Annotated in this window: 18 protein-coding genes and 1 tRNA gene; 8 read left to right on the forward strand and 11 right to left on the reverse strand. The window is 42.4% G+C overall.

Annotated elements, in window-relative coordinates:
• The first annotated feature begins 19 nt into the window (after positions 1–19).
• The 3 genes from BJP37_RS14520 to BJP37_RS14530 all read left to right on the forward strand — a co-directional run bounded on the left by BJP37_RS14520 (position 20) and on the right by BJP37_RS14530 (position 1882).
• Positions 20–385, forward strand: coding sequence for a DUF1818 family protein (locus BJP37_RS14520; protein ID WP_075899769.1), 366 nt, complete (start codon positions 20–22; stop codon positions 383–385).
• 48 nt (positions 386–433) lie between these two features.
• Positions 434–507: transfer RNA gene (locus tag BJP37_RS14525), tRNA-Pro, on the forward strand.
• Positions 508–778: 271 nt separating this feature from the next.
• A complete protein-coding gene (locus BJP37_RS14530; RefSeq protein ID WP_143727616.1) occupies positions 779–1882 on the forward strand; it encodes a PIN domain-containing protein in 1104 nt (367 codons plus the stop codon).
• A gap of 140 nt (positions 1883–2022) precedes the next feature.
• Here the strand turns inward: BJP37_RS14530 and BJP37_RS14535 are convergent, their stop codons facing one another.
• The 5 genes from BJP37_RS14535 to ltrA all read right to left on the reverse strand — a co-directional run bounded on the left by BJP37_RS14535 (position 2023) and on the right by ltrA (position 10194).
• The gene (locus BJP37_RS14535; RefSeq protein ID WP_075899773.1) at positions 2023–2478 is read right to left on the reverse strand and encodes a DUF29 domain-containing protein; all 456 of its coding nucleotides are present in this window, start codon (positions 2476–2478) and stop codon (positions 2023–2025) included.
• 301 nt (positions 2479–2779) lie between these two features.
• The gene (locus BJP37_RS14540) at positions 2780–4207 is read right to left on the reverse strand and encodes an ion transporter (protein WP_075899775.1); all 1428 of its coding nucleotides are present in this window, start codon (positions 4205–4207) and stop codon (positions 2780–2782) included.
• 543 nt (positions 4208–4750) lie between these two features.
• Positions 4751–7036 carry a chromosome segregation ATPase gene (locus BJP37_RS14545; RefSeq protein WP_075899777.1) on the reverse strand — a complete coding sequence of 762 codons (2286 nt, stop codon included), beginning with the start codon at positions 7034–7036 and terminating at the stop codon, positions 4751–4753.
• A gap of 224 nt (positions 7037–7260) precedes the next feature.
• Positions 7261–8145 carry an Hsp33 family molecular chaperone HslO gene (hslO, locus tag BJP37_RS14550; protein ID WP_070393109.1) on the reverse strand — a complete coding sequence of 295 codons (885 nt, stop codon included), beginning with the start codon at positions 8143–8145 and terminating at the stop codon, positions 7261–7263.
• Positions 8146–8469: 324 nt separating this feature from the next.
• The gene (gene ltrA, locus BJP37_RS14555; RefSeq protein WP_075899779.1) at positions 8470–10194 is read right to left on the reverse strand and encodes a group II intron reverse transcriptase/maturase; all 1725 of its coding nucleotides are present in this window, start codon (positions 10192–10194) and stop codon (positions 8470–8472) included.
• A gap of 1202 nt (positions 10195–11396) precedes the next feature.
• On the opposite strand from ltrA, the gene BJP37_RS14560 reads away from it, so the two are divergent.
• Positions 11397–11792, forward strand: a complete 396-nt coding sequence (locus BJP37_RS14560; protein WP_075899781.1) for a hypothetical protein — start codon at positions 11397–11399, stop codon at positions 11790–11792.
• On the opposite strand, the gene BJP37_RS14565 is transcribed toward BJP37_RS14560, so the two are convergent.
• Complete coding sequence (locus BJP37_RS14565) at positions 11789–12133, reverse strand: metal-sensing transcriptional repressor (protein ID WP_008177474.1); 345 nt, start codon at positions 12131–12133, stop codon at positions 11789–11791. The genes BJP37_RS14560 and BJP37_RS14565 overlap by 4 nt on opposite strands.
• 465 nt (positions 12134–12598) lie before the next feature.
• Between BJP37_RS14565 and BJP37_RS14570 the strand changes: the two genes are divergently transcribed.
• Complete coding sequence (locus BJP37_RS14570) at positions 12599–13807, forward strand: HhoA/HhoB/HtrA family serine endopeptidase (protein WP_075899783.1); 1209 nt, start codon at positions 12599–12601, stop codon at positions 13805–13807.
• A 195-nt stretch (positions 13808–14002) separates the two neighbouring features.
• Here BJP37_RS14570 and BJP37_RS14575 read toward each other — a convergent pair whose 3' ends face one another.
• A complete protein-coding gene (locus tag BJP37_RS14575) occupies positions 14003–14521 on the reverse strand; it encodes a DUF8051 family protein (protein WP_075899785.1) in 519 nt (172 codons plus the stop codon).
• 61 nt (positions 14522–14582) lie between these two features.
• A complete protein-coding gene (locus BJP37_RS14580; protein WP_075899787.1) occupies positions 14583–15179 on the reverse strand; it encodes a hypothetical protein in 597 nt (198 codons plus the stop codon).
• Between the two features lie 238 nt (positions 15180–15417).
• On the opposite strand from BJP37_RS14580, the gene BJP37_RS14585 reads away from it, so the two are divergent.
• Positions 15418–16026: a TetR/AcrR family transcriptional regulator gene (locus tag BJP37_RS14585; RefSeq protein WP_075899789.1), complete on the forward strand. Its 609-nt coding sequence runs from the start codon at positions 15418–15420 to the stop codon at positions 16024–16026.
• A 69-nt stretch (positions 16027–16095) separates the two neighbouring features.
• On the opposite strand, the gene BJP37_RS14590 is transcribed toward BJP37_RS14585, so the two are convergent.
• Positions 16096–16944: a right-handed parallel beta-helix repeat-containing protein gene (locus BJP37_RS14590; protein WP_081431191.1), complete on the reverse strand. Its 849-nt coding sequence runs from the start codon at positions 16942–16944 to the stop codon at positions 16096–16098.
• Positions 16945–16994: 50 nt separating this feature from the next.
• Between BJP37_RS14590 and BJP37_RS14595 the strand changes: the two genes are divergently transcribed.
• Entirely contained in the window at positions 16995–18137 is a 1143-nt protein-coding gene (locus BJP37_RS14595; protein WP_075899793.1) for an IS4 family transposase, read from the forward strand.
• A gap of 1 nt (position 18138) precedes the next feature.
• Here BJP37_RS14595 and BJP37_RS14600 read toward each other — a convergent pair whose 3' ends face one another.
• Together BJP37_RS14600 and BJP37_RS41085 are read right to left on the reverse strand one after the other, a co-directional pair.
• A complete protein-coding gene (locus tag BJP37_RS14600; RefSeq protein ID WP_075899795.1) occupies positions 18139–18609 on the reverse strand; it encodes a hypothetical protein in 471 nt (156 codons plus the stop codon).
• Between the two features lie 1094 nt (positions 18610–19703).
• Entirely contained in the window at positions 19704–21050 is a 1347-nt protein-coding gene (locus BJP37_RS41085; protein ID WP_075899797.1) for a right-handed parallel beta-helix repeat-containing protein, read from the reverse strand.
• Positions 21051–21626: 576 nt separating this feature from the next.
• On the opposite strand from BJP37_RS41085, the gene BJP37_RS14610 reads away from it, so the two are divergent.
• On the forward strand, positions 21627–22646 hold the full coding sequence (locus BJP37_RS14610) for an ABC transporter ATP-binding protein (protein ID WP_075899799.1): 1020 nt from the start codon (positions 21627–21629) through the stop codon (positions 22644–22646).
• Positions 22647–22677: the final 31 nt, after the last annotated feature.

Raw genomic sequence — 22677 nt, forward strand, 5'->3', positions numbered from 1 at the left:
ATTGGGCAGAATCAGGTTTATGGAACGTCTGGTTAAACATGGAGAAGGCTGGCGTATTGGTTGGGATCCTGAGGCTCCTAACTATAAAGGTCTAGTGGGTGGTGAGGACTGGGCATTTGAACTAACCGAGTCAGAGTTGAATGACTTTTGTCGGTTGTTGGTGCAATTAGCTCAGACTATGAGTGAGATGGCAAGTGAGTTGATGGATGAAGAGAAAATCACTTGTGAAGCAGAAAGCGATTGGCTGTGGATGGAGGTAGAGGGCTATCCTTCTGCTTATACCCTACGCTTGATTTTGAATCAGGGACGCTGTTGTGAGGGGAGCTGGGTGGCAACAGCGGTTCCAGGGTTGCTAGCAGCAGCTAAGTCTCTGAAAGTTTTTTAGTGTAGTTGTTCAGATCTCGAATAGTGTGGTATAGTAAATAAGGTTTTCCGGGGCGTAGCGCAGCTTGGTAGCGCACCACTTTGGGGTAGTGGGGGTCGTGGGTTCAAATCCCGCCGCTCCGATTCATTTCAGAAATCGAGTATAATCGTCAGACACAATTTGTCACTGTTGTCTGATTAATTTGGTATGATCTCGACAAAATATAGGGCTACGGGCAAAGCAAAAAGCAAAAGGCAAAACTCCACAATGACAGCTTAGGTGCGCTTTCCCCATTAAGAATTGCTTTCCCTATTAAGAATTAAATTCGCCACAGGTCGCACTTTCTGAGCTTGTATTAATGTCCTAAGCTTAATGGGTAGTGCAATATCACTAGTTTTACAAAATTATCAAACAATGAACTACGACGCAATTACTATTGATACTTGTATTTTTCGTCGATATGATTGTCAGTTTGAATCAGGGATGCTTGTTAAGTTAAATCAGTTTAAATATACGCCAATAATAATTTTAATTTCAGAAATTGTGGTACGTGAAATATCTGAACATCTAAAAAACAATATAAATAAAACCAAAGAAAACCTTGAGAACGCTCTGAAAGATTGTTCAAAAGATTTAATGATATCCGAAGAAATAATTTCTCAGGTAAAAGAAACTCTACTACCCAAAAGTAACGATGAAGATTTAATAAATAAAAAAATTGAAAATTTTTTAGATAAAACTGGAAGTCAGATAATTTATGTCAATGACTATAATCCGTTAGATAAAGTTTTAACTAATTATTTTGAAAAAAAACCTCCATTTTCACAAAAAAAGAAAGCAGAATTTCCAGATGCGTTAGCTCTAGTTTCATTGGAAAAATGGGCAGAAAAGCACAATCAAAAAATTTTAGCTATCTCTACTGATAAAGATTGGAAAGATTATGCAAGTAATTCAGAGTATATAGACTGTATTGAGAAGTTAGCTGATTTTTTAGCTCAGTATCAGGAGCATAAAAATAAAATTGCTATTGCTTTTTGTAAACAATTGACACAAGTTTTTTTAGCGGGAGATACTGAAAACACCCTTAAGGAATGGATAAAAGAAAATATAAGAGATGAAATTTTAAATTTAGATCTATTGCCAACATGTAATCATTCATACCCTTATTGTACACCAGATTCATTTGAACTTGATATAAATAGCATCGAAATTGCTCCAGGTAAATTTGTAAGACTACTACAGGTACAAGATGAAATCTTATCTATTGAAATCATAGTTATAGTTTATTATCATGCCTACTGCGCATTCTTTTTTGAGATTTGGGATTCAGTAGATCAAGAGTTTATCACATTAAGTTCACAAGAGAGTGAAGTTGATTCTAACTTTAAAGTAGAAACAATAATTGACCTAGAGGGAAATTTTGAAGATATTAAATCGGATATTGATGTAGTAGACATAGAGATTATTTTAAACTCTGACGAGGTCGATTTTGATTGTTTACATCCTTACATTGGATAAATTCGGAATGATTTTAATGCTCTCCTAGAGTTCTGTAAGGTGTGAAGCGCAACAGCGTAAAGCACTGAAAATTTCGATAATTAAGATGAGATATGAATTGAGGTGCGTTAGTATAATAAATTAAGCGATCGCATTTTAAATTAATCCCCATAAAAGTCTTCATCTAATAGCTGTTCAATTGTAAAAGGACATTGATTGGGATAGTCTTCCGGGTTAGGCTTACGAATGCCAAAGCTGGCTTTTTTACCTTCTTTTATAGCTAACTTTCGAGCATCTTTATAAGCTTTAGCGATCGCTTCTTCTAAATAACGTTTAAATGAAGGACTGTCTTGTAAATCTTTTTGGATACGAAACCGATGTTCTGTGACTGAACTATACCAACTTCCTTTCATGGAATCAGGAGCGTCAGTTTGAACAATTATTTTGAGTAAATGGGCAATCAATATAGTTAAATTGCTAATGAATGCTCGCTTTTCAGCCTTTCCCATGTCCTCTAACTCAAGCAGCAAATTATCCCAATCAATTGCCGATAAATTTCTAGCTTTGATTTGTTCAACGATGATTTCTCGCCAACGGTTAAAATCTTGTTCATACATATAGCAAAGGGAATAGGGAACAGGGAGCAGGGAGTAGGGAGCTGGGGAGCTGGGAGCAGAAGATGTCTTAAGCTTTACTTCGACTGCTATAGGCTATCTAGACACAGACAAGCAGAATCTGGATTTGAAAAGTCCCAATCATTGTAAACCCCAAGGGGATCCTAATTTGCGATGAAGCAAAGCTTCCGCTAAAAGCGATGAAGCAAAGCTTCCGCTAAAAGCGAACGCACTATATTTGCGATGAAGCAAAGCTTCCGCTAAAAGCGAACGCACTATAAAGACCTGCCAAAAAATTGAGACTTTACCGGACTGGCACCCCAATTTTCGGCAGACTACGAGCAATAATAACTAAGTGATCGCCAGATAGTAGTGTTTGATCTTTAGGGGGATTAATTAGGGTTTCCCGATTTCCATTGCTATGGCGCTCTATTGCAATCAATGTTGTATCAAACTCCTCTTTCAAGCGCCGAGCAGCTTCCCAGAACGAAATGTCAACCCACTTCTGTGGTAAAACAATTTTGTAAAACTGGTTTCCCACTTGCACAGTTAGCAACTCTGCCAGCACATCTACAGCTCCTAGGTTCCGAGCTGAGGTAGCAATTAAGTGACTAGCTAATTCATCAACAACAATGACATCTTCAACTCCCGCTACTCGCAGTTGGACATTGTTTTTCCGGTCAAGGAGTTGAGCACAAGTGTAAATTCCGGGTTGGAGTTTTTCAATGGTCAAGGCCGCTAGGACTGTCCGTGCATCCCGGTCTTGGTCACTTCGAGGACGGGTAGAATCAGCCAGGAGGATTGCCCGTGAGGCATGATAGATCCCCACACTTTCGAGGACATCAATAGTCGTGTAATCACCAATATAGAAATATATTTGGGAACGGTTCACTCCCTTGAGTTCCCACTCTGGTGTGTCGGTAAACTCTGCCACAACCACCATTGGATAGTGCTTTAGCTCAGAGTCTGCCTGGAGTTCCTCAATCAGTAGGTGAGCACCTCGGTTCCAGCCGCAGATAACAATGTGATTGCGCAGTTCATCCAGTTCCAAGTATTTCACCTCCATCACTGTTCTAAGTCGTTGCACCATTACTGCTGAAACTACACCGGTGAAGACGGCAAACATAGTTAAGCCGCCAATGACTACCATCAGGGTAATCAAACGTCCAGCATCAGTCTGGGGTTCACCACCAATGGGTTCTCCTGAGATTAGGGTAAAAAAACTCCACCATAAAGAGTCTCTTAGGGAAGCAAATGACTCATTCTGTCCTCCCTCCAGCAGATAAATCCCTAAAGCACCGACTAATGTAATTAAGCCGATAATCAGAAAAACTCCAATCTGAGCACTAATACTGGCAGCGAGTGAGGAAGAGATGCGGTTGAGGTTACGGTTTACCAAAATTCCGACTCTGAGCAGCCTTAACATCCGTAACACTCGCAATAAGCGGAATGCCCGTAACAAAGGTAGCACAGCAATAATATCCAGCCAGTAGTGACGCAAGAATCGACGTTTGTTTCTTGCCACTAGGTAGCGGATCGTTAGTTCTACGATAAATATGCCCGTCAGTAGCTCTTCGCTTACATAGACCAGTCCATAGATGAAACCTGCACCCTCTAGACTTGTTTCAAGAACCACTAAAACTACCGAAAGTAGAATTAGCAGAATGAGGGTGAATTCAGTTTGGGGAGCGTGAATGAACTGGTCAAGACGGGACTTGAGGGTTGATGACAAGTTAAAGTATTCTATATTAAATGGAATTCACTCCATTTAATATTAAGAATTTTTAATGATGAATGCTTCCCCACCTGCTACGCGAGGTGGGGGTTTCCGTCTTGATTACAAGGGTTTATCCCTCGCGACAGGCGGCATTCGCGCACCAAAGCCAGGACTTTTGCTGGACTTTTCCCCCAAGTCGTTGTCTTGATGCAAAGCGCGAGTGGGGGAAACCCCCTGTTCCCTTGCTGCATCGCTTCCGCTATGGGGCAAATCTTAGAAACTTTTACCTAGAGTCTGACTTATATAAACCGACTACAAAGGAAAAACAGGTTTGTTTTCCCTGGCGTTGAGAGGTCGTGCCTCTAGGTTGCTCAGAATCTTGTTCTGTCCTTTGCCGTACCGCTCAAGTTAAATTAATTATAACACAATTTTTTGTTCCTTGACCCCCACCTGAACGTTCGCGCAGCGTGGCCGTAGGCCAGGTGGGGGAATGGGTCATAAAATCTGTTCAATTTCCACAGGTTTGATCCTAGCCGGTTGTACTACCCTCGGAAACTCTTAAGAGTCAGCATCAATTAACTCAATCTTCCTACCAGCGGGGGGATTAAACCTAGGCGGCTCTAGCTGAGTCGGTGGTTTTACAATACCTGATGGTGAGATAACTTCCGGTGGTGGAACCACAATTGGGTAGGAGCGGGCTGGTGGTGATGGTGGTTTTACCACTGATGGTGGGGAGGGAGCTGGTTTCGGGATCACCACTTGTGGGGGAGATGCAGGCGGAACCGGTCTTGGTCGTCTTACGGGTACAGGAGGTGGGGGAGGTGGAGCTAAAATCTTGCGCCATGATTGAATTTGCCGTTGGGCTTCCTGGTAAGGGCGAGTACCAGACGGAACTATGTTTGCGATCGCAATGGATTCAGAGAGGTTATAGGCAGAACGACTTCTGGCTATAGATAGGATTTTGTAACTCCAGCGATTGACTACTGTTCTCGCCTCGCTACGGGATTTGGTTGAGGTTGGCACTTGCCTAGCTACTCGAATCGCTTTTCTTAGGGCTTGTGGAGTTCCAGCCTCAGCAATTTGGTAAGCTTCCCGTAAACGCTGCTGACCCTCTAGTTCTAACTTCCAGCTTCTGACTTTGCTTTGGGCTTCATTGTACAGAGCCCGACCTGACTTAATTTGTTCAGCAGTTGCCACAGCGGCATATAGATCACCCCGGATTGCCAGAGTGCGTGCTTGGTCTAAATAAGGTTGGTCTTCTTGCTGCTGGATACTTCTAGACCACTGATTAATTTTACTTTGAGCTTCCTGGTAAAGACTACGACCTCGAGAAATTTTACGGGCTTCTTGAACAGCAGCTTGCAAAGAATCAATGTTCCCATAACTAGCCAGTTGTGCTGCCCGCTCCAAGAATGGTCTGTCTTCGATGAGCTGAATTTGACTAGTCCAATCTCGAATTTCGTTCCGTGCTTCCTGATAGCGGGGATTACCACGAGGGATCTGTTCCACTTCAGCCACTGCCAGTCTTAAATCACTAGCTAAACCCGAGGTAGCATAGGTTCGGGCTCGCTCTAGTCGCGCCACATCTTCTACTTCTCGTTGCCAACGGCTAATTAATTGCTGCCCTTTCTTATATAGCGGACGCTCTGATCCGAGCTTTTGGGCAGATGCGATCGCTTCTTCTAAATCCCAGGTTGTACCGGACTCAGCACGAGATAGGGCATGAGCTAGGTCAATTAAATCAGATTTGAGTTCAGGTACTTTAATCGTTTCGGGAAGTTTATAGGCAATGTCAAGAACTTCGGACCACTTACCTTGCTCTAGCTTGTTCTGAGCAATCTCCACCAGCTTGTTGCCAGAGTCTTTAATTAAATCCTGAGCTTCTTTGTAAGCATAACTTTGCTCTGTGATTTCCTTAGCTTTTTTAATAGCTGCCAGGATCTTCTCTATATTGCCACTTCTACTCAGCTCAAAAGCTTTATCCAGCTTAGCCGAGTCTTCCCGTCCCATCTTAATCTTATCTGTTAGCTGGTTATACTTAGCCGTAGCCCAGTAGTCATTGTCCACATAGGTCAATCGTACTGCTTCGCGAAATGCTAAGTTCCAGTTTGATAACCTCAACTGTTTTTCTGCTTGATCATAAACTCCCTCTGCCCTTGACCAGATTTTCTGCCAACGTTTTACCCGTTTTTCTACTATTGCCCCAGCTACAGATTTTGAAGGAATACGTTTAGCAATCTTAAGAGCTTCATTGAGCTGACCAGCTTGAAACTTAGCTTCCCCAATCTCCAGGATTACCTGTGACCACTCTTCGATATGTTGGTTAACTTGTGGGCGTAACGGGTGGTCTTCGGGCAGGGCATCCACTAATGCGATCGCTTTTAGCAACTGCGGCACAGTTTCCTGATTTGCTGCCACCTGAGCACAAGATAGGCGCATCGATGCTGAAGCCGTTGGCCAAAACACAGCACGGCAGTTTGGTACAGCTGGCAACCTTAACAACATCATTGCTGAAGCAAATCCAGCACTACCGAAAAGCAACACAACTAAGGCTGACCAAAACTGCCAACTGCGAGGCAATAGGTTTTTTACTCCAGTAGTTTTTCCTGAGGGAGCTTGTCTCGGGGTAGTTCGTGCTGTATTTAATCCAGAGTTAGCTACTGGTTGACCAACAAATTTTTCAGATTGCTGGGGGGGCTGTGTCGATGGGTTTCCTAGGTTAGGATAGTTTACGCTCGGTTGAGTGACCGGTTCGCTATGGTTAGGTTGCCATCCATTAAACTTACCTGAACTTGAACCATTTGACGTTGGCCAACGGTCTGGAAATTCTCTATTTCTGGTCATAATTCACTTCCACACTCCCTACACCGGAAGACAGCAGGTTGTTTACAGCAACCTCAGTTGTTGAGATTTTACCCACCTTACACATATAGAGTCTACACCCTATCTTATAGTAGTGTTCTTAGAATTCTGCTTGAGTTTTTATACTGATCCATATTTCTTGCAATCCTTTACAAGTCAGGATTCTAATCTTCCAGTTACAGTAGGAAGTCCAGTAGCTACTCAATTTACAATTCTTTTATCAATTGAGAAAGTTGATCCGGATTGGCATGATAGACCTCTGAGCAAAAATGACAAGTTGCCTCAGCGCCACCGTCTTTTTCAATCATATCCTGAAGTTCCTCTTTTCCGAGCATTTTCAGAGCCCCCAACATCCGGTCAAAGGAGCAACCACAGTTAAAATGCAGCATCTGGGTTTCTGGAAAAATCTCTAGCTCCATATCCCCCAACAACTGTTCAAAAATCTCTGGTAAGGTCTGGTTAGCTTGGAGTAGCGGTGTAAAACCTGATAGTTTAGTAATGCGAGATTCCAAAGTTTGAACTAATGCCTCATCCGTTGCTGCCTTAGGCATAACTTGGATTAAAATACCCCCAGCCGCAGTGACCCCTTGAGCACCTACAAATACACCAACCACCAGCGCTGACGGAGTTTGTTCCGAATTTAGCAGATAGTTAGCGATGTCATCACCTATTTCACCAGAAACCAACTCTACTGTACTCGAATAGGGATAGCCATAACCCACATCCCGAACCACGTATAGGAAACCATCCCTACCAACAGCACCACCCACATCTAATTTGCCCTGCTTATTTGGTGGCAGTTCCACCTCTGGGTTGTCTACATAACCTCGAACTTTACCATCTAATCCTGCATCCACCATAATTCCACCCAGTGGACCATTGCCGTTAATCCGAATATTGACCCTCGACTCGGCTCGTTTCATACTAGAAGCCAGCAGAAGACCTGAAGACATGGTACGACCTAGGGCAGCCGTTGCCACATAGGATAGTTGGTGACGTTGTCTAGCTTCTTCCGTCAGGCGTGTAGTAATCACACCCACTGCGCGAATACCCCCTGAAGCTGCTGTGGCGCGAATTAACTGGTCAGCCATAGAAAACTCTTACACTTCTTAATATAATTAATGTTTATTTTACAAAGTATTGAGAAAGTATCGAGCCACTTGCTTGCCCTCTCCCTTTAGCCGAGGGATCAAAACAACAGACGGGATTTATGCCATTGGTTCATTCAAAACAATAAAACTGCCGAAACAGGGGATTATCATCCAAACACCCAAACTACCTAAATACCCTTAAAAAGGTCAACTACCGTTAAACTAAGCTGGGAGGTCGCCCTCTCCAACTCGTCTTCAAAACCGTACTTGTGACTTTCACCACATACGGCTCCTCGTGTCTGAAGTCCTTTGTCATTAGGTACCTTATATAGGGTTTTCATCTAAACTCCTAATGTTGTTTTGATGTTTTCTTATTTCCCTATGTATCTCGTCGTGGCAGTGTAGGTGGATTAATTCCATATTTTGGATTTGGTCTTTACCACCTTGACTTAGCGGCTTAACATGGTGTACTTCCCAGTCATCTCCTGTTCTGAAGGTTAATCCACAATGGGCGCACTTCCCTTTTTGTTTCTTGAAAAGTTTCCCTTTCTGAGTTACTAATTCGGGGTGTTTGCTCATTCTGTTCCCCCAGTATGTTAGGTCACCATCATAGATACTGCGGTCTTGCTTCACTTTTACGTATCTGCTGACCTCTATCCATGCGTGTTTTATCAGGTGTTGTTCATCAGATTTTCTGAAGACCCAGTTATCGTTACCGTGTTCTCCGTCTTTTCTGGTTACTCTTCCCCAATATTTCTTTTTGACCCAATCCCAGGATTTGTTTCCGTGTCTGTACTTGCCCCACCTTCTCAGTTTTTGGTACATCAAGTGGTCTAAGTCACCAAATATCTCTTTGCTTATGCCAGTTTTGTGGTAGTTACACCATCCTCTTATTTTCTGGTTTAGCTTGTTGATTAGGTGTTCCTGGGGGGCTGCTTTGTGTGAGTCTATTAACTTGCACAAGTCCTCCCAGTGTTCCTTGATGGCTTTCTTTGAAGGTTTTATGAGTGTTTTGTACCCTAGTTTGCTCTGATTTTTTCCCACTTCGTATTGTCTTACGTTGAATCCGAGAAAGTCGAATCCATCGTTAGAGTGTACTATTTGAGTTTTTTCAGGCTTTAATTCCAGACCAATGTCATTTAGCCATTCATTTATGACATCCTTACATTTTTCGATGTGCTCTTTTGACTTGTGCATTACTACAAAGTCATCGGCATATCTTACAAAGATGAGCCCCCGTCTTTTCTGGGTTTTACTCTTTCTCTTCTCTACATAGGTTTCGGCGAAGCTTTTCATTTCTTCTTCCATTCCATGTAGGGCTATATTAGCTAGTAAGGGTGAGATGACACCGCCCTGTGGGGTACCTGTCTCTGTTTTGGCGAAGGTACCCTTGTCAATTACTCCTGCTTTTAGCCATCCCTTTACTATCCTCCTTAATTTGGGGAAGGTGTCTAGTTTGTTCAGCAGTTTGGAGTGATTGATTTTGTCGAAGCATTTACTTATGTCGGCATCTAGTACCCATTTGGGTGTTTTTAGTCCGTTAAATATTGCTTCTCGGGCGTCGAAGGCGTTTCTACCTGGTCTGAAACCATATGAGTTTGGTTCAAATTTTGCTTCCCATTCAGGTTCTAGTGCCATTTTGACTAATGCTTGAATGGCTCTATCTTCTATAGTGGGTATTCCTAGTGGCCTCTTTTCGGATTTACCAGGCTTATCAATCCAAACTCTTCTGGTAGGGTCAGGTCTTGTTCCAATGTTTAGGTTTTTAACCAGCTGTATTCTTCTATGGGCGGTAAGTGCTTTCCTTCCGTCAACCCCAGCTGATTTTTTTCCTTTATTTTGTTGGGTGACCTTTCGGACTGCCAACATTCGAGCAGTCCATGAACTCATTAGGGTCTTTTGTAAGCGTTTTACTGCTTTGACATCACCACGCTGAGAGGCTCGATATATCCGTTTTTGCAACTTGAAGAGCACTATTTCCAGCTTTCGCCAATTTGTGCTATTCCATTCCGCCTTTTGGGAAAATCCCTTAGTTTTAGATTTATTCATTGCTACTTACAGCTATATCTTCTTCAGTAATCACGTGAGTCTGTCTGCATATCCTAGGCATTACCCTAGGCATTCGCTTTTGACTCAATCCTTCCTTCATAGACCTTGCGGCTAACTACCTACTTGGGTTATCGACCTTTATCCCAAGAGAATCTATGAGGTTACTTTGTTCCTGTTAGTTATTGTGTGAGGCTTTTAGGGCGATACTGTCCACCGGGAGTTTTCTTTTGGGAATCGTTTGGATAACCAATAACATCCAAAACCCTTCTCCGTGACTTTTGTCTGTAGCGTATCAACCTTCATTTCGCTACACGTACGTGACGATGGTTCAACCATATCTTCCCTTTCGGTACCCATGAGCCTCCATGCCTGTTACTAACCAAGTCCAAGGTTGACCTAGCTTCACTATTCGACCCCGCTTTACCAACCAGTTTGTTATTCCTGTGTCAGTAGGGGTAGGGCTTCTACTGGATTCCTCAGCGGTTGGATTTTCACCAACTTAACTAACAAGTTTCAGATATTTCTATCTGAGGTTAATCCCCCAAATCCTTTTCAGGATAAGGTTTCTAACCAACAAATCGCACAATGGTAGCATACCCCAACTAAACACTGAGCTTAAAATCTTTTGGAATTAGCGTCCTGGTAGGGAAACAAGTTACTGTAGCAACAAGGGTTTGATCAGTTCTTGTTAATTTGAACTGTTGTTGATCGGCTCAGTCACACTAATCACCAAAAATAGGGGGCTCGGGGGATAATCCCCCGTAGCCAACCGTTCGCGCAGCGTGACCGAATGGTCAAGGGTTCAATACCCTTGAGGTTGGCGTCGAAATCTTTCGGAATAGCCAGTATTTTCTGGTAGAATATATATAACTGAAATGAGCTAAGGCACTCTTAACTTCGGAGAAACGGCTAAGCCAGTAGGTTAGTATCGGCGAGTGATGCGTAAAACGAAGTATTGGGGCTGTCCGAGAATTGACTCGGTTGTAGAAGCTACAGATGCGAGGAATCCCTCGCATCTGTAGAGTAAGCCAGGCTGGAGGTTCGGCGCTTAACCCTTAAATTCAATCAATAACGAGTTTAGGCGCGTTAAGTCTGCTAGGGCTACTGAAACCAACACGCTCTGGGATCCGGGAAAGCCCCCGGCTTCCAACCGTGGGGAAGCTTACAAATATTTCCTACGAATAAGGACGATAAATACCAAAATGCTAGGAATCTTTCAAAAAAGTCATCTGAGGATTGAAGTCGAAGCACCACAAACTGTTATCCGGGACAGTCTGCTCTATACCGCGCAACTGAACCAGTGGTTGTGGCCAGAGAATTTATCTTCCAAGTTACCCGAACAGCTCGATTTAGGATTGACCTTTACTTCTTCCATCGGGCCAGTAGCAGTACAACACAAGGTTGAGCTTGTTCAGCCGAACTGTTTAAGACTGCTCTTGAGTCAGGGAATTGATGGTTATCATGAATGGTATTGGGGAGATGGTTGGGTACAATCTCGCCTAGAAGGGGTGTCTTTGTTACCGTTGAATTGGGGTCAAACCTTAAGTTTGATGAGGCTACGTCAGTTTCTAGAGCAGCATAGAGCCTCTGACTCCTAACGTAAAAATTGATCTAAAGCCGCCTTCAACTCCTCAATTTCTACCTCAATGTTGCCCTGCTCAGCGGCTCGACCGATACACTCGCTTAAATGTTCATCAAGGATAATTCGTGCCACTTTATCCAAAGCCCCTCGAACTGCAGCAATCTGTACCAAAACATCAGGACAGGGGCGACTTTCTTGCACCATAGTTTTAATCCCTCGAATATGCCCCTCGATTCGAGACAGGCGATTGATAATTCGCCTCAGAGATTCTTCATCATGAACGTGACCATGAGTATGTTCACTATGGTTGTGATTCAGCTCTTGAGTCAGGGCATATTCTCTATCTTTCGAGATCATAGCGGTTTTATTAGTTTTCTTAGTCCAAGGTTAACCAACTTCCTGGGTATATCATTATTGATAATTATTAAGCTTAACTTGTTGGGGTCTCTTGGGCTGAACACCCCTTGAGGTCAAGCTCTCTCACTCCCGATGCTACCCAAGGACGATTTACTCGCCCTGGGGTAGCATCACCTGGAACTACCCCAGGTACTACTAACGTCATAGAACTAACTCTCACCCATAGCGATTAGATGCTTGTAGCAACTAATCCACAATCCTAAAATATGCCTCGAAACCCACTCCTGGCTCTGGGTGGGAGGAATCTCAGGGAGGGTAAACTTGAGTTATGGGTTAACACTAAGGGTCAGCAACCACTGACTACTAACCAATAGCCAAAGCCAAGTAAATCCCATCGGTTTTAGGTCGTGGGATTGGCTTAGCAATACTATTCCCCAAAATTAACCAGAAGAATACGATAATACTATGTCATCAACTAAATTTTCGATTTGGCTTCGCTCAATTAGTAACTATCTCTTAGCTATCTTACTTGGAGTCTTATTGACAGTTGGCGTTTATCGTGTATCTCCCTCCAAGGCTGCTCCTGTACCCAGCACAGACTCAGTCACTCCGCCACTGATTGCCCAACAACTGCTGATTCCACAGCAAGCTAGTAATAGCAGTTTTGTAACAGCAGCGGTAAATCGGGTTGGATCAGCAGTGGTGCGCATTGACACCGAGCGCACAGTTTCCAGGCGCGTCGATCCCTTTTTTGATGACCCCTTCTTCCGGCGCTTTTTCGGTGATGACTTTTCAGCCCAAATTCCCCAAGAAAGACGTTTACAAGGTCAAGGCTCTGGGTTTATTATTGACAACAGTGGCATCCTACTGACCAATGCCCATGTTGTGGAAAATGCCGATAAAGTAACCGTTACCCTCAAGGATGGGCGCAAGTTTGATGGTCAAGTCAAGGGTGTGGATGAATTCACCGACTTAGCTGTTGTCAAAATTAACGGTACTTCCTTACCCATAGCCTCTCTAGGGGATTCCAGTCAAGTTCAGGTTGGAGATTGGGCTATTGCTGTTGGTAACCCCCTAGGGCTAGATAATACAGTGACTTTGGGAATTGTCAGCACCATAGGACGCTCCAGTGCTCAGGCAGGTATTCCTGACAAGCGACTAGACTTTATTCAAACCGATGCAGCTATTAATCCTGGAAACTCTGGTGGTCCGTTGTTGAATGCTACAGGGGAAGTTATTGGCATCAACACTGCTATTCGGGCTAATGCTATGGGAATTGGTTTTGCTATTCCCATCAACAAAGTCAAAGAGATTTCCAACAAACTAGCCCAAGGACAAAAAGTTGTCCATCCATATATCGGCGTTCGGATGACAACCCTAACCCCGGAACTAGCACAAGAAAACAACAATGACCCCAATTCTGTTTTCCTATTACCAGAAGTCAATGGTGTCTTGGTAGTTCAAGTAATGCCGGATACACCAGCTGCTGATGCTGGTATGCGTCGTGGGGACATAATTGTTCAAATTGATGGAAGACCTGTTACTAATGCTACACAACTACAGCGCCTTGTGGAAAATAGTGGAGTAAATAAGGTACTAGAAATAAAAGTAAGGCGCGGTAAGCAGACTACTAGCGTGTTTGTCCGCACCGATGCACTAAAAAATCCTACTTAGTGATTAATCACTAGTCTTTGGAAAGTTACTCCTCCTTGGCAAAGAAGGCTTATCAAAAAAACTTGCAGTTTTTTTGATATTTGCTTTGATACTCCCCATGGCACTTATGCCAGGGGATTTTTGAATCAACAGACCTGTGGCAATACGACTTGAGGTGCTTATGCGCTATGGGTTACGTCCCCTTCTTAGGCACTGTTAGCTACCCATAGCGGATTTGGTAGCAAAGGTGATAATGCCAACACCAACAACAACCAAAAAGAAAGCGAAATATACAAACGTCTTTGAATAGGGTTTGTTTACCATTACTTGATCGTTACTACTCTTGTTACTGGTGATAGCTCCTCGAACAGAAAGAAATAGTAAAGGAAGAGAAACAATCATTCCCAATACTTCTATTACAAATAGCGCCTGAGGCATTGGGTCTGGCGAGACTGGAAATAGTGTTCCTAAGTCTAAGGCGTACACGATAAAATAGGACATAGCACATAAACTAGACACAATAAACGCCCACTTCACATCTTTTAATATAAAGTAAACAATCAAAAGTGTGACTATCACTAGGGAAGTTAAAAAGGTATTAAATGCCCCCAATATCAACGGGTCAATATGAGAGAAACTCCTTGTTTCAATGGAGCCACCAGGAATTAGAGACCCCAACAATCCAAACGATAAAACTAATAGTGCAGATACTAGATTTCTAATAGTTATCGTCATTGTAATCACCTCACAACTAAAATTATTCCTGTTAAACACCACCAATCAGTGGCAGCAAATCTTATTGCCTTTCCCCAGGGCGATAAGGGGTTTCCTTAAGCAAATGACTAACCAATATTTTGAGAAAAAACAAAGGCAGAAACCATTCCAGACCAGACATTGGTAGAAATAGATAGCGATCGCCCAACAGCCCTAACCCATAAAGCCCTAGCGCTACTGGACGTTGAAGATAGAGGGGAGACCGCAAAATCAAGACTGATGCCCCCAACAGGTAGCTGGAGACACCGATAAAGAATCCCCAATCTCCCCCACGAAAGAGCAGCGTTACTAACAAGACATGGATCACATGAACAGACACAAATCCTAAATGCTGCTGCCAACCCTGTTCCGGTCGGTGATACCAACCCTTAGCCGTGGAAGTGGCATTAGTCAGGACACCCCCCACTAAATCCAGGGCAAGAACAGCGATCAGTCCTAATTGCAACGGGGTCCACTGTATAGGGAGGGTCAGGGCGTAGGTTGGAGCTGCTACCAAAGCCACCAGCGACGGTACAAATTGTATGAGCAACTCAGCTTGGGTTGCCCCTGGTCCGGTGAAGCGATCAAGCAAACCTTTGAGACCAGAGCGAGGGGAAGGACAAGTCAGCTCAGAGTGCATTAGCCTAACATCATAACAGTTGTTATATAGATTATATAACAACTGTTATGAGAAGCTGTCAATAGGCATTGAAACTTTGTTTGTGTCCGACTTTATATCTGGTGTATATCTGGCTTATAGCAGTTGCCAGGGCAGGCGCGGACATGACAAAAGTCTCAAACCTAAGTAAGCGCAATAGTTTTACTTCTGACTTCTGACTTCTGACTTCTGACTTCTGCTATAGTTTCCTTTAATGCTCATGTCCCAACAGGATCGCCGCCTTGAAGTTTCTGAAGCCGCCTGGCGAGTTATTGTTCGAGAGGGGTTAGATCGCACCAGTATGCGGGCGATCGCCCAAGAGCTGGGTTGCACCACCGGAGTTGTTACTCACCACTTTCGAGATAAGCAGGAGCTTATTCTCTTTGCCCTTAATCAAGTAACTCAGCGTCTGCAAAAAACGATGCAGGCTGCAACAGAGCACGCTAGGGGAGTCGATCGACTAGTAGAAATGCTATCTGCGTTTTTGCCACTAGACACTGAAAGGCAAGATATTCTCAAGGTCTGGGTGGCCTTTTTGGGATATGCCATTGGACGAGAGTCCCTGATGGCTGAGCATAAACAGAGTGCTGCTCAGCTCCGTGAGGTGATTATTCAGGAATTGAAAGCTCTACAGTCAGCCAAACTGATTCGAGCTAACATAGAGCCAGAGTTAGAAGCCAACGCCCTGTTAGCCCTAGTCAATGGGGTTAGCCTCGACTCCCTGATTCAAGCCAAACGCCTTAGCTCTGACCACCAGCAGATTGTCATTCGGCGCTACGTTAACGAGTTACTGTCTACTCATGCTATTTCTGGCTCTGGTAATCCCTAATCAAGACAAGTTAGTGTTGTCAACAATTGGGGAATTTAACTCTTGTGGATCTTGATTGCTTGGGACTGGCTAAACTCCAATCAGATTACCTCCCAAGTCGATGAAATCACCAAAGATATTGAAAAACTCACCTCCTAGGTCAACGTTATTGATAATTTTGGTGTCTGTGATCTCGACGATGGCTCCCATACTGATAAACAGACCACCACCATCGCCGGTACCATTGTTGTCACTGTCAGCAATATTACCAGTGATTTTGTTGTTGCGCAAGGTAATGGTATTACCACTCTCGACGGAAATGCCCCCGCCATTGACTACTGCCCAGTTACCAGTAATCTGATTGTTGGCCAGCAGCACGTCGTTAGCAGTTCCAATCACATTGACACCACCGCCATTGTCTTCTGACAGGTTGTCAATAATCCGGCTATTGAATATCTTTACAACGTTGTTATTTACTTGTCCCCCACTACCAATTAGTATTCCATTGTCCTCGTTGTTGCTGATAGTGCTATGAATCACCGTTACATTTTGACCTTCGGCACTTATATCAAGACCCTGGCCTTGATTTTCGCTGAAGATGCTGTTCCTTACAAATAATTTAGTGTTGTCTCCATCGAGATTGATGCCATCTGAGTTGCTTACGAAGAAGCTACCGAGCACTTTGACATTAGTGTTGTCTCCATCGATCTCGATGCCATCATCTGAGTGGCCTACGAAGAAGCTACGAAACACTTCGAGATTATTGTTGTCTGCATCGATCTCGATGCCATCGAATTCGTTTGCAAAGATGCTATTGATCACAGTGATTTTGCTGTTGTCTGCGTCGGACTCGATCCCATCTGAGGAATTTCCGATTAAGACTGAAGGGGTGACGAAACAAGCTGAAATGGTTGGTATGTAAAGGTAGTACCATTTTATGGTAAAAAAAAGGTAGGTGTTCTATTTGCAACAAAACCTACCTATTGACAATGTTACCCACATTATACCAAAACCACCTAAAAAGTCAATTTACTCTAGCCGAATATATTTTCTTAAAAATTTTCGTCAATCTCTTACAGTCAATTAAAAAAGTTAGTTTGGAAAAGTTAGCCAATGCTCTTCCTTTACCTATTAAATTTGAAAGCAAAAGAAAAAGAATACAAAGATTTTTATCGCTGCCAAATCTAACCCTTGAAAAAGTTTGGTTCCCAATAGTTGAAGAAGTTTTGAAAACATACTTTACCTCGGAAGAACTAATTTATATAGCAATCGACAGAACAAGTTGGAGTCGTATTAATTTATTCATGGTTAGCCTAATTTGGGATAAAAGAGGGTTTCCAATATATTTTACTTTGTTGCCAAAGTTAGGTAATAGTAATTTAACAGAACAACAAAGGATATTATCAAAGGTTATACCGATTTTTAAAAATTATAAAATCTGCCTGTTGGGAGATAGAGAATTTTGCTCTGTAAAATTAGGAAAGTACTTACAGGACTTGGGCGTGTATTTTTGTTTACGCTTAAAAAAGAACGAATTTATTGAATATAAAAAAAATAATTGGCTTCAACTTAATGATTTAGGTTTAGTACCAGGAGTTTCTTTATTTATCCAAGGAGTTAAAGTTACCAAAACCCGTGGATTTTCAAGTTTTAATGTTGCTTGTAAGTGGCAACGTAAAGTCAAGGGAATAGAACCCAAAGAAGGATGGTTTATACTCACAAACTTCGACAGAATCGAGTCAGCTATTTCCGCCTATAAAAAAAGATTTAATATAGAGGAGATGTTTAGAGATTTTAAAAAAGGTGGCTATAATTTAGAGGTGACTAAAGTTGATGGTGAACGGTTTATTTCTCTAGTTTTATTAATAGCGATAGCTTACACTTCCGCAACAATTCAGGGTCAGCAAATTAAACGTAAAGGAATACAAAACTATGTTGGTCGTGTCAAAGAATCTGGTCGAATAGAGCGGAGACATAGCAGTTTTTACATTGGTTTATATGGCCAAAATTGGGGAATTTTCAAGGATATTTGTCTAGAATTAGCAACCGAATTAATGAAACTAAATCCTAATAAACGAAAGTATTATCAACGAGGTCTAAGGGCTAGGTCGCTTATAGAGTCTGCGTTTTAACTTATTTCGTCGCCCCCCCAGCGATTAAGATGCTATCAATCACTTTCAGATTCCCGTCATTCACCTGGATGGCATCCACTCCCTCAGAAATTGTCAGGCTTTTGAAGGTAACATTAGGCTCAGCGCTAACATTATTCTCAGCGCTAATCGTAAAGATATCAAAAGAGCCATCACCTTGCACCGTGATTTGGTCAGCATCTTTAAATACACCAAGCTCGAGATTAGGACTGTCGCTGTCGCTAATATCGAAGCTGATTCCAACATCTTTTCCAACAATATTCACACTGTCGGTAATCTCCAGTGTCCCTAGGGTAGGGTCTAGAGTAATCGTCTGTTGACCTGGTTCAAGTTCAAATAAGATTGTATCTTCACCAGGAGAATTATTCGCTGCCTCGATCGCTTCTCGTAACGTGGTGACCACATCCAAAGAATTCATTAAGTCAGCTGTGGTATTAACTGTGAAAACTGCCATAGTTATTCATCCTTTTTTTAGTTAAAAAGCTGATTGTTTCCCCAGGGTAAACGCATCTTGTTGGGTAACCGGGGGTAGTTCTCAATAAACCCAGCCTTATTGCGCTTATTGACCAGAAATTTTCTACATATAGTGTTTATTTGATTTTTTAAAAACTATATATAGTAATCAGCCAATTAAATGCGTTTACCCTGATTGCTTCCCCCTTGTCAGCTATTATTCTTAATCCTTCCACTAAGTAGTCGGACATAAATAAACGGTACTGTCTCGAAAACTGTAAAATGCTTGTAACCTTTACCCCAAAAGGTTTTGTCTATATTTACAAAACTTTATACAGCACCCAAAACTTTTGTCCGACTACTTACCGGAGATTGTGGGAGAATAAATAGCCCGTTTAACCCTGGTGGTTGTTTACAGGTTTACGACAACTTACCTAAAGTTATCCGATTTTTACAGTTTTTTATTTTCTTTATTGACTCTTTATTTTTTTTACAAAAAAATACCAAAATCTTAAAGATTAACCAAAGTTTTTAGGTAAGAAATCAAGGAGATAAATCTCTGAATATTCTTTGACAGACAGAAAATAAGCTCTGGGATACCTGTTAGGCTAAACTAACTATAGCAATTCATTTAAAGAACCTTTTATTCAATCAGGAAAAAAAACTGAAACTCTTGTCCCTTCTGTCTTCTGTCTTCTGTCTTCTGCCTTCTGCATTGCTGTTATGAATTTTTATTAGACAACAGATTATCCCCTCGACAACAATTGGTGTCGTCAAGGGGATAACTAAGCAATAATGTAACCTATGTCCCTAATTGGACTTTGGAAAACTCCCTATTCACGTAAGCTCTAATTCAAAATTTTGCTTCCTTTGAGGCTACTTCAGGCTTTGGTTAAGCAATAACTTTGAAGTTGGAGGCAAAAACAATTTTCCCCCCTTGCGCCAAGGTATTCCTACCGCAACCATATCCTCAGGTTCAGATTCCGATCAAACACAGTTTCTGAAAGCTTTTGAGAGGTTTGATGCTCTAGGGATAGATGTTTGATCCCCTTGGTTTTGTCCAAAGTCCAAGCCAGATCTAAGTTAACTCAATTTCTAAACTTGAATGTCATTACCTGCAATGTCATTATCTCCAAGGTCGAAGAAATTACCAAATACATTGCGATACTCACCTCCTAGGTCAACGTTATCGGTAATTTGGCTTGCTCTGATTCCGACGATAGCACCCAAACCGATAAAGAGACCTCCACCATCGCCGGTACCATCGTTGTCACTGTCAGCAATATTATCAGTGATTGTGTTATTGCCCAGGAAAATGCTATTACCACTCTCGACAGACATGCCGCCGCCATTGACTTCTGCGGAGTTACCAGTAATCTGATTGTTAAGCAGCAGCACCTCGTTATCAATGCCAAGGACACTGACACCACCGCCACTATCTCCTGTCAGGTTGTCAATAATCTGGTTATTGAATATCTGTACAACGTTGTTAGTTACTTCTCCCGAAGTACCGATTTCTATGCCAGTGTTATTGTTGCTGATTATAGTGCTATCAATAACCTTTACATTTTGACCTACGGCATTTATATCAAAGCCATTGTCTCCATTGTCGCTGAAGGTGCTGTTGATAACAAATGATGTCGTGTTGTTTCCGTTGATATCGATGCCATCTTTTTCGTTGCTTGTGAAAGAGCTACCGACCACGTTGAGATTAGTGTTCTCTCCTGCAATCTCGATGCCATCGCTTTTGTTGTTTGTGAAGATGCTATTAATCACGTTTAGATTACCATCATCCACCTGGATGCCATCCTCTCCCTCAGAAATTGTCAGGTTTGTGACGGTAACATTCGCACCATTGCTAATGGTAAAAATATCAAAAGACCCACCGTCACCTTCGATAGTGATTTGGTCAGGCTCTTGAAGTCCAACAATATTAACACTTTCGGTAATTTCGAGTGTCGGTTGATTTTCGAGTGTTGGAAGATTAGGGAGATCAGGAAGATTAGGGAGATCAGGAAGATTAGGGAGATCAGGAAGATTAGGGAGATCAGGAAGATTAGGGAGATCAGGAAGATTAGGGAGATCAGGAAGATTAGGGAGATCAGGAAGATTAGGGAGATCAGGAAGATTAGGGAGATCAGGAAGATTAGGGAGATCAGGAAGATTAGGGAGATCAGGAAGATTAGGGAGATCAGGAAGATTAGGAAGATTAAGAATACTGGGAAAATTAGGAATACTGGGAAGATTAGGAATACTGGGAAGATTAGGAAAATTAAGAGGATTAGAGTCTAGAGTAATCGTCTGTTGACCTGGTTCAAGTTGAAATACAATTGTATCTTGACCAGGAGTATTATTCGCTAGCGCGATGGCTTCTCGTAAACTGATGAGCCCATCAGAAGGATTAATTCCGTCAGCTGTGGTATTAACTCTAAAAACTGCCATAGTTAGCCATCCTTATTTTACTGATAAAGCTGATTGTTTTCCCCCTGTCAAGTATTATTTATAACTCCAACTATAGCGTTTATCATAGCTATGAGGTACACAGGTTTGCCGCCTCTTGCCTCTTTCCTCTTCCATGCTCCCTGCTTCCTCCTGGTTCCTGCTCCCTGCTCCCTAAAACCTTAGGTGCGCTTTCCGTTGGCGAATTAAATTCGCCACGGGTCGCACCTCATAAATTTGTACCTCATGAGTATAATAATTGCTATATATAAGTTTTTTTTGGAGAATAAATCGCCCGTTTTTTTGATAAGACGGTTATTGACAAGTTGACTACAACTTATCTAAGTATATCCAATTTTGAGAGTTTTATTATTACCTTTTTAAATAATTTATTGAGCTTTTAAAAAACTCAATAAAAAATAAAGATTGAGCAAAGTTAATAATTTTAAAAAAAATCCTGTGACTGTATTCAAATAATTTACAAAAAAGAAATTGGGTTCAAAAAAAAATGGATATGGTAATACAGCTCATTTTAAAATAAAAACGCTATATGATTGCGATTAAGCATTAAACCATCACATGACAGCAGCACAGCTAGACAACCCCAAGCCCAACCCACAAAACAACAGTCTGTTACACATAGAAAACCTACAGATGCACTTCCCCATCACCCAAGGAATCATCTGGCAAAAGCAAATAGGCTCCATCAAAGCTGTGGATGGACTCAATTTCGATATCAACCGTGGCGAAACTTTAGGCTTAGTAGGAGAATCTGGCTGTGGCAAAAGTACCACCGGACGAGCGCTCCTACAACTATACCGTCCGACAGCTGGTCATGTTTACTTTGAAAATATCGACCTAACCGAGCTAGACGCTGAATCCCTGCGCCAGATGCGCCGCCGGATGCAAATGATTTTTCAAGACCCCTATGCTTCCCTCAATCCCCGCATGACCGTAGGAAGTATTGTCGGTGAACCCCTGCAAATCCATGGGTTAGCCACCGGTAAACAAAAACAAGAACGAGTCCAGTCCTTACTAGAAGTGGTAGGACTCAATCCTCAGTTTATCAATCGCTATCCCCACGAATTCTCTGGGGGTCAGCGTCAGCGGATTGTGATTGCTCGCGCCTTAGCGTTAAACCCTGACTTTATCGTATGTGATGAACCGATTGCTGCTTTAGATGTATCCATTCAAGCCCAAGTCGTTAACTTGATGCAGTCGTTGCAAGCAGATATGGGCTTAACTTATCTATTTATTGCTCACGATTTAAGTATAGTGCGCCACATTTCTGACCGGGTGGCAGTAATGTACCTAGGCAAAATAGTAGAACTCGCAGATCGCGTCTGTTTATATGAGAACCCCTTGCATCCCTATACCCAAGCATTAATCTCAGCCGTACCAATTCCTGACCCTGAACTTGAGCGTCAACGGGAACGTATTATCCTAACAGGGGATGTACCCAGCCCGAGCAATCCCCCGAAAGGTTGTCGGTTTCACACTCGCTGTCCTATGGTAATGGATACTTGTCGGCAAGACCCAGAACCAGAGTTTAAAGATGCAGGTAGAGGACATTATGTTGCTTGTCATTTAGTCCATTGACAAGAGGATCTTAGTATAGCGCTTATCATAG

Origin of the sequence: Moorena bouillonii PNG (genome assembly GCF_001942495.1) — a bacterium.
Lineage (GTDB): Bacteria > Cyanobacteriota > Cyanobacteriia > Cyanobacteriales > Coleofasciculaceae > Moorena > Moorena bouillonii.

Coding starts and splice junctions, on each gene's coding strand:
- BJP37_RS14520 (WP_075899769.1), top strand. CDS start 20: ATGGAACGTCTGGTTAAACATGGAGAAGGCTGGCGTATTGGTTGGGAT.
- BJP37_RS14530 (WP_143727616.1), top strand. CDS start 779: ATGAACTACGACGCAATTACTATTGATACTTGTATTTTTCGTCGATAT.
- BJP37_RS14535 (WP_075899773.1), bottom strand. CDS start 2,478: ATGTATGAACAAGATTTTAACCGTTGGCGAGAAATCATCGTTGAACAA.
- BJP37_RS14545 (WP_075899777.1), bottom strand. CDS start 7,036: ATGACCAGAAATAGAGAATTTCCAGACCGTTGGCCAACGTCAAATGGT.
- hslO (WP_070393109.1), bottom strand. CDS start 8,145: ATGGCTGACCAGTTAATTCGCGCCACAGCAGCTTCAGGGGGTATTCGC.
- ltrA (WP_075899779.1), bottom strand. CDS start 10,194: ATGAATAAATCTAAAACTAAGGGATTTTCCCAAAAGGCGGAATGGAAT.
- BJP37_RS14560 (WP_075899781.1), top strand. CDS start 11,397: ATGCTAGGAATCTTTCAAAAAAGTCATCTGAGGATTGAAGTCGAAGCA.
- BJP37_RS14565 (WP_008177474.1), bottom strand. CDS start 12,133: ATGATCTCGAAAGATAGAGAATATGCCCTGACTCAAGAGCTGAATCAC.
- BJP37_RS14570 (WP_075899783.1), top strand. CDS start 12,599: ATGTCATCAACTAAATTTTCGATTTGGCTTCGCTCAATTAGTAACTAT.
- BJP37_RS14575 (WP_075899785.1), bottom strand. CDS start 14,521: ATGACGATAACTATTAGAAATCTAGTATCTGCACTATTAGTTTTATCG.
- BJP37_RS14580 (WP_075899787.1), bottom strand. CDS start 15,179: ATGCACTCTGAGCTGACTTGTCCTTCCCCTCGCTCTGGTCTCAAAGGT.
- BJP37_RS14585 (WP_075899789.1), top strand. CDS start 15,418: ATGTCCCAACAGGATCGCCGCCTTGAAGTTTCTGAAGCCGCCTGGCGA.
- BJP37_RS14595 (WP_075899793.1), top strand. CDS start 16,995: ATGTTACCCACATTATACCAAAACCACCTAAAAAGTCAATTTACTCTA.
- BJP37_RS14600 (WP_075899795.1), bottom strand. CDS start 18,609: ATGGCAGTTTTCACAGTTAATACCACAGCTGACTTAATGAATTCTTTG.
- BJP37_RS41085 (WP_075899797.1), bottom strand. CDS start 21,050: ATGGCAGTTTTTAGAGTTAATACCACAGCTGACGGAATTAATCCTTCT.
- BJP37_RS14610 (WP_075899799.1), top strand. CDS start 21,627: ATGACAGCAGCACAGCTAGACAACCCCAAGCCCAACCCACAAAACAAC.